The sequence below is a fragment of the Streptomyces sp. NPDC043896 genome, from assembly GCF_056435605.1.
This window is the reverse complement of the sequence record NZ_JBWKEE010000037.1, coordinates 42,273-51,571: the sequence shown is the minus strand read 5'-3', so window position 1 is coordinate 51,571 and position 9,299 is coordinate 42,273. Positions and strand designations below refer to the sequence as shown.

At 74.5% G+C, this 9,299-nt stretch carries 10 protein-coding genes; 4 read left to right on the top strand and 6 right to left on the bottom strand.

Annotation, left to right across the window (positions count from 1 at the left end; all coding sequences use genetic code 11):
* Positions 1-150: 150 nt before the first annotated feature.
* Complete coding sequence (locus AC069X_RS35440) at positions 151-744, bottom strand: helix-turn-helix domain-containing protein (RefSeq protein ID WP_478735362.1); 594 nt, start codon at positions 742-744, stop codon at positions 151-153.
* 107 nt (positions 745-851) lie between these two features.
* Between AC069X_RS35440 and AC069X_RS35435 the strand changes: the two genes are divergently transcribed.
* A complete protein-coding gene (locus tag AC069X_RS35435) occupies positions 852-1,718 on the top strand; it encodes an EamA family transporter (RefSeq protein WP_478735352.1) in 867 nt (288 codons plus the stop codon).
* A gap of 70 nt (positions 1,719-1,788) precedes the next feature.
* On the opposite strand, the gene AC069X_RS35430 is transcribed toward AC069X_RS35435, so the two are convergent.
* Positions 1,789-2,538, bottom strand: a complete 750-nt coding sequence (locus tag AC069X_RS35430; protein WP_478735350.1) for an acyltransferase — start codon at positions 2,536-2,538, stop codon at positions 1,789-1,791.
* Between the two features lie 132 nt (positions 2,539-2,670).
* Here AC069X_RS35430 and AC069X_RS35425 point away from each other — a divergent pair, with 132 nt between their 5' ends.
* The gene (locus AC069X_RS35425) at positions 2,671-3,237 is read left to right on the top strand and encodes a gamma carbonic anhydrase family protein (protein ID WP_478735348.1); all 567 of its coding nucleotides are present in this window, start codon (positions 2,671-2,673) and stop codon (positions 3,235-3,237) included.
* A gap of 168 nt (positions 3,238-3,405) precedes the next feature.
* On the opposite strand, the gene AC069X_RS35420 is transcribed toward AC069X_RS35425, so the two are convergent.
* Complete coding sequence (locus tag AC069X_RS35420; protein ID WP_478735360.1) at positions 3,406-4,086, bottom strand: DedA family protein; 681 nt, start codon at positions 4,084-4,086, stop codon at positions 3,406-3,408.
* Positions 4,087-4,425: 339 nt separating this feature from the next.
* Entirely contained in the window at positions 4,426-4,863 is a 438-nt protein-coding gene (locus tag AC069X_RS35415) for a DUF4442 domain-containing protein (protein WP_478735358.1), read from the bottom strand.
* A 111-nt stretch (positions 4,864-4,974) separates the two neighbouring features.
* On the opposite strand from AC069X_RS35415, the gene AC069X_RS35410 reads away from it, so the two are divergent.
* Positions 4,975-6,012, top strand: a complete 1,038-nt coding sequence (locus AC069X_RS35410) for a DUF8017 domain-containing protein (RefSeq protein WP_478735347.1) — start codon at positions 4,975-4,977, stop codon at positions 6,010-6,012.
* A gap of 146 nt (positions 6,013-6,158) precedes the next feature.
* Positions 6,159-7,454, top strand: a complete 1,296-nt coding sequence (locus AC069X_RS35405) for an MFS transporter (protein ID WP_478735345.1) — start codon at positions 6,159-6,161, stop codon at positions 7,452-7,454.
* On the opposite strand, the gene AC069X_RS35400 is transcribed toward AC069X_RS35405, so the two are convergent.
* Positions 7,441-8,232 carry a spermidine synthase gene (locus AC069X_RS35400; protein ID WP_478735356.1) on the bottom strand — a complete coding sequence of 264 codons (792 nt, stop codon included), beginning with the start codon at positions 8,230-8,232 and terminating at the stop codon, positions 7,441-7,443. The genes AC069X_RS35405 and AC069X_RS35400 overlap by 14 nt on opposite strands.
* 67 nt (positions 8,233-8,299) lie before the next feature.
* Entirely contained in the window at positions 8,300-9,142 is an 843-nt protein-coding gene (locus AC069X_RS35395) for a patatin-like phospholipase family protein (RefSeq protein WP_478735343.1), read from the bottom strand.
* Between the last annotated feature and the right edge of the window lie 157 nt (positions 9,143-9,299).

Below are 9,299 nucleotides of genomic sequence, written 5' to 3'. Positions count from 1 at the left end.
GCGGTGAGTTCCTAGACAGCTCCCACCACACCGGAGGTCTTCGTCATGTTCAAGACCTGCCGAGTGTCAACAACGCTCGTGATCAATACAGCTAGGGCCTGCCGTCAGACTCCCGTCCGCCCCGCGACGACGGCAGTTCGACGACAGGCCTCAGGGCTGGCGGGGGCCGACGCCGGCGACCGGCGGGATGGAGACGGCCATGGTCATCTCCAGCGGGGCGTCGCCCTCGTTGCGGTAGGCGTGCGGGAGGTTCGCCTCGAAGGAGACGGCTCCGCCCGCCGGGACCACGTGGCGGTCGTCGGCGATGTCCAGGGTGAGTTCCCCGGCCGTGACGTGCAGCATCTCGAAGGTTCCGGCCGGGTGGGGGTCGGAGGCCGTGCCGTCGCCGGGTTCCAGCCGGTAGGTCCACATCTCGACCGGGCCCCGCCGGTCGTCGCCGAGCAGCATGCGCGCCTCGCTGCCCGCCCCGCTGGACCACATCCGCACCCCCTGCCCCGGCAGCACCACGTGGGCCTGCGGCCCGCGGTCGTGATCCAGGAGGGTGGTGATGCTGACCCCGAGGGCGTCGGCCAGTTTGACCGTGGTGCCCACGCTGGGGTTCGTACGGGCCTGCTCGATCTGGATGATCATGCCGCGGCTGACCCCGGCGCGGGCGGCCAGCGCGTCGAGGGTGAAGCCGCGTTCACCGCGCCACCGCTTGAGGTTGCGGGCGAGCGCCTGGGTGAGCTGTTCGAGGTCCGACACCATTCCGTCCAATATCTTGGATGACACAGTCCAATAGAGTGAACTAATCTGCGGTGTGTTCGATGCTGCACTCCACCGTTCACCGCACTGTACTGCGAGGTCCCGACATGACCGCCCTCTTCGCCTTGGCCACAGCCCTGCTGTGGGGCCTCGCCGACTTCGGCGGGGGCATGCTCACGCGGCGGATACCGGCGCTCACGGTCCTCGTGGTCTCGCAGGTCGCCGCCGTGGTGGTGCTCGGCGCGCTCGTGCTCGGCACCGGCGCCTGGAGCGAGGCGGGACCGCAGCTGTGGTTCGCGGTGGCCGCCGGCCTGGTCGGGCCGGCCGCGATGCTCGCCTTCTACAAGGCCCTGGCCCTCGGCCCGATGGGCGTGGTCTCCCCGCTCGGCTCCCTCGGTGTGGTCGTGCCGGTCGGCGTGGGGCTGGGCCTCGGCGAGCGGCCCGGGCTCGGCCAGTTCGCCGGGATCCTGGTGGCGGTCGTCGGCATCGTCCTGGCCGGCGGACCCGAACTGCGCGGCGCCCCCGTGCAGCAGCGGGCGGTGGTGCTGACCCTCGTCGCGGCCTTCGGCTTCGGCGCGGTGATGGCCCTGATCTCCGAGGCCTCCAGCACCCTGACCGGCCTGGTCCTCGCCCTGTTCGTCCAGCGGGTCACGAACGTCGCCGTCGGCGGCGCCGCCCTGCTGGTGCAGACCCGGCGCGGGGTCCCGGCCCTGCCTGAGGGGACCCGTCCGCGCGTGCTGTGGAGCATGATGCCGGCCCTGGCCTTCGTCGGCCTCGCGGACGTCGCCGCCAACGGGACCTACTCCCTCGCCGCCCAGGCCGGACCCGTCACCGTGGCCGCCGTGATCTCCTCGCTGTACCCGGTGGCCACCGCGTTCGCCGCCTTCGTCGTCCTGAAGGAACGGCTGCGCGGCGTCCAGGCGGCCGGCGCGGGCCTGGCCCTCGCGGGCACGGTCCTGCTCGCCGCCGGCTAGGACCAGGCGTCGCGGGGCAGACGGGAACGCGACGACAGGCCCCAGGCCCCCCGGGGCGTCGCCGCACCCGTTACGAGGACTGCTCGGCCTCCGCCAGCCGTGCCAGCCCGCGCAGCTGCTCCGGCGTCATCCCGTCGGGGATCGGCACCGGTGCCGGGGTGCGCAGCGGGGGCTGCCAGCCCGTCTCGGGCTCCCACCGTCGCACGATCCGCGCCGGGGCCCCCGCCACCACGGAGTGGTCGGGCACCTCACCCCGTACGACGGCCCCCGCGGCCACCACGACGTTGCGGCCCAGCTTCGCTCCGGGCAGGATCACCGCCCCCGTGCCCAGCCAGCAGCCCGGGCCTATCTCCACCGGGGCGCTGCGGGGCCATTGCCGGCCGACGGGCTCGTGCGGGTCGTCGTAGCTGTGGTTGGTGGAGGTGATGTACACCCCGGGCCCGCAGAACGTGTCGTCGCCGATGGTGATCCGCGCGTCGGCGATGACGTGGCTGCCCCGGCCGAGGACCACGCCGTTGCCCAGCACCAGCACCGGGTCGGCCCCGAGGTCGAGGTCGGGCATCATCCCGGCCGTCAGGGTGACCTGCTCGGCGATGATGCAGTGCCCGCCGAGCCGGATCCAGCGCTCGCCGAAGACGGTGCCCTGCGGGAAGGCGAGCCGGGTCCCCTCGCCGATCGCGCCGAAGCGCAGCCGGCCCGGGTGCTCCGCGGTGACGGCCCCGGCCTGCTGCATCCAGCGCCAGCCGGCGTGCACCGCGCGGCTGGCGATCCGGCGGCGCAGGGCCGCCAGGGATGAGAACGTGTTCTGGTTCTTCGGCACCCGGCCACGGTAGTGCGCCCCGCGCCGGACGTCCGGACCCGGCTCCTGTGATCTTCACCCCATCGCGGGTCGGCGGCGCCCCGTGCCCTACGGTGCAGTTGGCGCGGCATCCGGAACCAGAGGGAAGTGACCATGAGCAATCAGCCGAACCCGGCGCAGCAGGCACACCAGGGGGCTCTCATCGCGGGCGTCGGCGACCGGAAGCCCTCGGTGGACCCGACGGCCTTCACCGCCCCGACCTCCGTCGTCGTCGGCGACGTCACGCTCGCCGCAGGCGCGAGCGTCTGGTACTCGGCGGTGCTGCGCGGCGACTGCGGCCCGATCACGCTGGGCGCGGACAGCAACGTGCAGGACAACTGCACCCTCCACGTGGACCCCGGCTTCCCGGTGTCCGTCGGCGAGCGCGTCTCGATCGGGCACAACGCGGTGGTGCACGGCTGCACGGTGGAGGACGACTGCCTCATCGGGATGGGCGCGACGGTGCTGAACGGCGCCGTGATCGGCGCGGGTTCGCTGGTGGCCGCGCAGGCCCTGGTGCCCCAGGGCATGGTGGTCCCGCCCGGCTCCCTGGTGGCGGGCGTGCCGGCCAAGGTGCGGCGGGAGCTCACCGAGGAGGAGCGCGAGGGGATCAGGGTGAACGCCGCGATGTACAGGGATCTGGCGGAGCAGCACCGGGCCTCGGTGCTCCCCGGCGCCTGACCGCCGCCCGGCCGTGCGCCGGCGTCGGCCCGCTGCCGCCGACGCGGCCGCCGACGCGGACGGGGCGCGTGCCCCGGCGCCGGCCCGGGGCACCAGCGCGGGGCGTCGCCCCGGGGCACCATCGCGGGGCGTCAGCCGGGGCGCCGGCGCGGGGCACCCGCCGGGGCGTCAGTCGGAGACGCCCGCCGGGGCGGTGGCGGGCTCCGGCGCCGGTGCCGGGGCCGCCGCGGCCTCGCGGGCCTCGGCCGCCGCCTTCTTCATCCGGGAGCGCAGCACCAGGGTCACGGTGAGTCCGATGACCACGGCCACCACCAGCGCCAGCCAGGAGAACCGCTTCAGCCACGGCTCCGCGACGATGCCGACCGAGTAGATGACGGCGGTGGTGCCGCCGGCCCAGAGGATGCCGCCGAAGACGTTCGCGACGAGGAAGCGCCAGTACGGCATCTGGAGTACGCCGGCCAGCGGCCCGGCGAAGATGCGCAGCAGGGCGACGAAACGCCCGAAGAACACGGCCCACATGCCCCAGCGGTCGAAGGAGCGCTCGGCCATGGCCACCTGGTCGGGCCCGAAGTGCTTGGGGAAGCGCCGGCCCAGTTTCTCCAGCAGCGGCTTGCCGCCGCGGCGGCCGATGGCGTACCCGATGGAGTCGCCGATGATCGCACCGGCGATCGCGCACAGGCCGAGGACGACGGGGTCGATGTCTCCGTGCTGCGAGGCCAGCAGGGCCGAGCTGACGAGGATGATCTCGCCCGGCAGCGGGATGCCGAGGCTCTCCAGCCCGATGACCAGTCCCACCAGGAGATAGACACTGATCGCCGGGATCTCCTCCAGCCATTCCTGGATGTGCACCGGTACGTCCTCCCTCGTCGTCACCGGCGCGCCCCCGAGACACGCCGAACGGGCAGCCTATCCGCTCCTCAGGGCGGCCTCCGTCCACGGCAGGCCTTCTCGGGACGAACGACCGGCGAACGCCTCCCGGCGGCCGGATCGCTCCGGGCGGCGGCCCGATCGCCGCCCGACAGCACGGCGGGAGCGGCCCGCGCCGGACCGCTCCCGCCCCCACTGTGCTGCTCCCGCGCCCCGTTCGCGCCGTGACGCGCGCCCGCGCCGCCGATTTCAGCCCTGCGGGGGCACGTCCAGCCCCCGCGGCGGCCGCTTCCGGCCCCGTGGCCGGCGTACGGGCGACGGCTACGCGTTCGGGCGCAGCGTCCAGACGACGGTCATCTCGCCCGTGACGGCCTCGTCCTGGCGCTGGATGGCGATGGTGACGGGGAACTCGGGGCGGCCGCCCGCGTCGAGTTCGGCCACGACGTCGGCGGCGGGGCGGCCGAGGGTGGCGGTGGCGGTGACGACGCCCTTGGCGAGCTTCTTGTAGCCGATCTCGGCCTTGACGGCCAGCGGCACGGCGCGCGAGAGCTGGTCCCCGAAGGCGGCCAGGACGATGGCGCCGCTCGCGGACTCGGCAAGGGTGAACATGGCTCCGGCGTGCGGGCCGCCGACGTGGTTGTGGAAGTCGGGCTGGTCCGGCAGCCGGACCACGGCGCGCTCGGGCGTGGTCTCCAGGAACTCCAGGTTCAGGGTGCGGGCCATCGGCACGGTCTTGGCGAGCAGTTCGCCCACGTTCATCTGTTCTGCGCTCATGGCACGCGATGTTACCCACGAGTAGATGCGGTTGGCCAGAGCCGGGCAGGGGGCGGACGTGGCCCCTGTCGGCAGCTCCCACTATGGTTACCGGCCATGTGGCCAGGACAGCAGCAGCAGCCCGGGGGAGAGCAGAACCCCCAGGACCCGCGTCAGAACCCGTACCAGCAGCAGCCGGGACAGCCGAACCCGTACCAGCAGCAGCCGCAGCCGGGATTCGGTGAGCAGCAGCCCGGCTACGGCTACCCACAGCCCGGCTACCAGACCCCGCCCCCGGTCCAGCCGTGGGGCCGGCCCACCCAGCAGCAGCCGGTCGCGCAGGCCGGCGGCGGCAGCCCCTTCTCCACCCGGACGGTGGCCATCGTCGCGGCCTCCGCGGTCGTCGTGACGGCCGCCGCCACCGCCGGCTTCGTGCTGACCCGCGACGACGGGGGCGGCAACGAGGCCGACAACAAGCCGGTCGCCTCCTCCTCCGCGCCCGTCGCCCCGGTCGAGCCTGCGGCCCCGAGCGGCCCCAACCCGCGCGCCGGCGGCGACATCAAGCCGGTGATCCCGGGCTGGAAGGTGGTCATCAACCCGAAGCACGGCACCGCCTTCGACGTCCCGCCGGAGTGGAACGTGCTGGGTTCCGGCGTGGGCGCCGGCTTCGAGGACGAGGCCAAGGGCGACGGCTCCCCGTACGTCATGTTCTCCGCACCCGCGTTCCTCAAGGAGGAGTGGTGCAAGGTGGACTCGAACAAGGACGGCCGCGAGGAGACCACCTCCCTGGCCGGAACCGGGACCAAGGGCGGCCAGGGCGCCAAGGACACCGCCGAGGCCGCCCGCAACGAGGCCGGCACCTGGGTGTACGGGGCGTACGCGCAGAAGCAGCCGAAGGAGCTCGTCAAGATCTCCGAGCCCAAGGAGTACACGACCTCCTCGGGCCTCAAGGGGCACTACGCGACGGCGACCGCGACCAACGTCCCCAAGCAGAACAAGTGCTCGTCGGACGGCAAGAGCATCGCCTTCACCTTCAAGAACGCCAAGGGCGACTTCGCCACCTGGGTCCTGTACGGCGCCGCCGGCGTCCCCGGCGAGGTCGACCAGGCGACGTACGAGAAGATCCTGAGCTCGGTGCGCCTCAGCGGCGGCTGACCGTCCCGCTCCCCCGGCGTCCTGCCGCCCCCGCGGTCCGCTGAGGACCGCAGGACCACGGGCAGGACCTCAGGACCTCCGGGCCGACGATCCGATTCACGTTATTTCGTTTGGATTCTCGGCCCGGAGCAGGGGATAGTCCCGGGGTGAGCCCCCGTACCGTCTTCCGGACCCCCAGCCGCCGGCCCTCCTGGGCCGGACGCAACTACAGCCTCCTGACGGGCGCCGCGGTCGTCACCAACCTCGGCAGCCACGGGGCGCTCATCGCGGCCTCCTTCGCGGTGCTCGAAGCGGGCGGGTCCAGCGCGGACGTCGGCCTCGTGGCCGCCGCCCGGACGCTGCCCCTCGTCCTCTTCCTCCTCATCGGCGGAGCGCTCGCCGACCGGCTGCCGCGGCACCGCGTGATGGTCGCCGCCAACGCCCTCAACTGCGTCTCGCAGGCCGCCTTCGCCGCGCTCGTGCTCGCCGGCGAGCCCGAGCTGTGGCAGATGATGCTGCTCACCGCCCTGTGCGGCACCGGCACGGCCTTCTTCAACCCGGCCGCCGAGGGCATGCTCCTGTCCAGCGTCTCCGGCGAGCACGCCAACCGGGCCTTCGCCCTCTTCCGCATGGCGATGAACGGCGCCGGCATCGGCGGCGCGGCCCTCGGCGGGGCGATGATCGCCGCCATCGGCCCCGGCTGGGTGCTGGCCGTGGACGCGGCGGCCTTCGCCGTCGCGGGCGCCCTGCGCGCCTTCCTGGACGTCGGCCGGGTCGCCGAGCGGCCCCCCGGCGGGGGCCTGCTGTCCGACCTGCGCGAGGGCTGGGTGGAGTTCCGCACCCGGCCCTGGCTGTGGAGCATCGTGCTCCAGTTCTCCGTGGTCGTGGCCGTCGTCGGGGCGGCCGAGGCCGTGTACGGACCCCTCGTCGCCCGCGACCGGCTGGGCGGGCCGGCCCCCTGGGGCGTGGCCCTGGCCCTCTTCGGCGCGGGCACCATCGCCGGAGCCGTCCTGATGATGGTGTGGAAGCCGCGCCGCCTGCTGCTGGTCGGCACCCTGTGCGTGTTCCCGCTGGCGCTGCCCTCGGCGGGGCTGGCGGTCCCGCTGCCGGTATGGGGGCTGTGCGCGGTGATGTTCGTCAGCGGCGCCGCGATCGAGGTGTTCGGCGTCAACTGGATGACCACGATGCACCAGGAGATCCCCGAGGAGAAGTTCTCCCGGGTCTCCGCCTACGACTGGTTCGGCTCGGTGTCGATGCTCCCGCTCGCCACCGCCCTGGCCGGCCCGGCCGAGAGCGCCTTCGGCCGTACCCAGGCGCTGTGGGGATGCGCGGTGCTGGTGGTCGCCGCCACCGCCCTGGTCCTGTTCGTCCCGGACGTACGCCGGATCACCCGCAAGCCGCCGCCCGTGAAGGTCTCCGTCCCGGCGGCGGCCCCCGGCACGGCGGAGCTCACCCCAGGCTGAACGCCCCCTCCGGCGGGGCCGGCGAGGCGACGGCGTCCGCGTCGGCCACCGGCCGCGCCCCGCGCATGAACCGGGCGAGCCCCTCCCCTGACTCCACCCGGGCGGGGAACGCGTCGGCGGCGCAGCGCCGGGCCAGTGCGGCCACCGGCAGCGGGGCGTCCGAGGCCAGCAGCACGGCGTTGCCGAAGCGCCGTCCCCGCAGCACTCCGGGCTCGGCGATCAGCGCCAGCTCCGCGAAGGCGGCCGCGAAGTTGGCCAGCTGCGCCCTGAGGAAGCCGAACGGCGCCCCGTCGGCCAGGTTCGCCGCGTACAGCCCGCCGGGCCGCAGCACCCGCGCCGCCTGCCGCGCGTACTCCACCGAGGTCAGCGGGGCGGGCACCCGCGAGCCGCCGAACACGTCGGCGACCAGTACGTCCGCGCTGGCTGCGGGGGCGGCCTCCAGCCAGGCCCGCGCGTCGGCGGCGTGGACCGTCACCCGCGCCCCGGCCGCCAGCGGGAGGTGCCCCTGCACCAGCTCCACCAGGGCGGCGTCGAACTCCACCACGTCCTGCCGGGACCCCGGGCGGACGGCCGCGGCGTACCGGGGCAGGGTGAGCGCGCCGCCGCCCAGGTGCAGCAGGTCCAGCGCGGCCCCCGGCTCCGCCGCGCAGTCCAGTACGTGCGCGAGGCGGCGTACGTACTCGAACTCCAGGTGCTCGGGCTCGTCGAGGTCGACGTACGACTGGGGCGCCCCGTCCACGGTGAGGAGCCAGGCCCGCTCCCGGTCCACGTCCGGCATCAGTTTGGCGGTGCCCTGGCCCACTTCCCGGATCACCGGGATCTGTTCGTCGCTCACGCCACCATTGTCAGGCCGCCCAGACGGCCGCCGCGTCGGCCGCGTGCTCCGCGGCCTGCGCGAGCCCCGCGCGGGCGGCCGGATCCCGGCGGGCGGGGTCCAGGACGTTGCGCCCGAAGGCCTTGCGGGCCTGCGGGGACGGGGTGATCAGCAGCACCCGGGCGCCGGCCTCCCGCAGCCGGGCGGCCTGGTCGGCGGGCGAGGGGATCAGGGCGGAGCCCATGGCCATGGGAGCGAGGACCACCACGCGGTCGTACCCGGCCGCTAGGTCGGCGTTGGCCGTCGAGCGGACGCCGCCGTCGATGAAGCGGCGCCCGCCGACCGTCACCGGCGGCCACACGCCCGGGACGGCACAGCTCGCGGCGACGGCGTCGACGAGCCCGGCGCCGCTCTCCCGGTCGAAGTCGGCCGGGGCCCCGGTGAGCGCGTCGACGGCGGTGACGACGAGCCGCCGCTCGGGCCACTCGTGCGACACGAGCCGCGCCTCCAGCACCTGGCGCCGGTCCGCCTCGGCACCGGTCTCGGCGGCCAGCGCGAAGGCGCCGACCCGGCGGCGGTAGGCGGCGGCGTCCCGGGAGCGGGCCATCGCGAGGGCGTAGCGGGCGAAGACCCCGGCGCCGATCCGGGCGGCACGTTCCCCGGCGGGGTCGCCGAGCTGGCGTTCGTACAGCTCCCGGACGGGGAGGCCCGAGGTGAGCTGGGCGCCGACCACGGAGCCGGCCGAGGTGCCGACGACCAGGTCGGCGGTGGTGAGGTCCACTCCGGCCCGGGAGAGCCCGTACAGGATCCCGGACTCCCAGCCGACGCCGGTGAGGCCCCCGCCGCCGAGTACCAGTGCCGTTCCGCCGCCCATGTCAGCCCCCTCTTTCCTCGCGTTCGCGCACGCCGGTGGTGGGGGGGGGAGGGGGGGGGGGGGGGGGGAACGCCACCACGAAAAGGGGGGGGGTGGGGCACGGGCAAAGGGGTCTGGTGGGGTGGGGGGGGGGAAACACTTGGCCGGACACCCGCTA

Excerpts from the sequence above, each read along its gene's own strand:
- AC069X_RS35425 (WP_478735348.1), top strand. The coding sequence starts at position 2,671 with ATGAGCAATCAGCCGAACCCGGCGCAGCAGGCACACCAGGGGGCTCTC.
- AC069X_RS35395 (WP_478735343.1), bottom strand. The coding sequence starts at position 9,142 with ATGGGCGGCGGAACGGCACTGGTACTCGGCGGCGGGGGCCTCACCGGC.
- AC069X_RS35435 (WP_478735352.1), top strand. The coding sequence starts at position 852 with ATGACCGCCCTCTTCGCCTTGGCCACAGCCCTGCTGTGGGGCCTCGCC.
- AC069X_RS35400 (WP_478735356.1), bottom strand. The coding sequence starts at position 8,232 with ATGCCGGACGTGGACCGGGAGCGGGCCTGGCTCCTCACCGTGGACGGG.
- AC069X_RS35415 (WP_478735358.1), bottom strand. The coding sequence starts at position 4,863 with ATGAACGTGGGCGAACTGCTCGCCAAGACCGTGCCGATGGCCCGCACC.
- AC069X_RS35410 (WP_478735347.1), top strand. The coding sequence starts at position 4,975 with ATGTGGCCAGGACAGCAGCAGCAGCCCGGGGGAGAGCAGAACCCCCAG.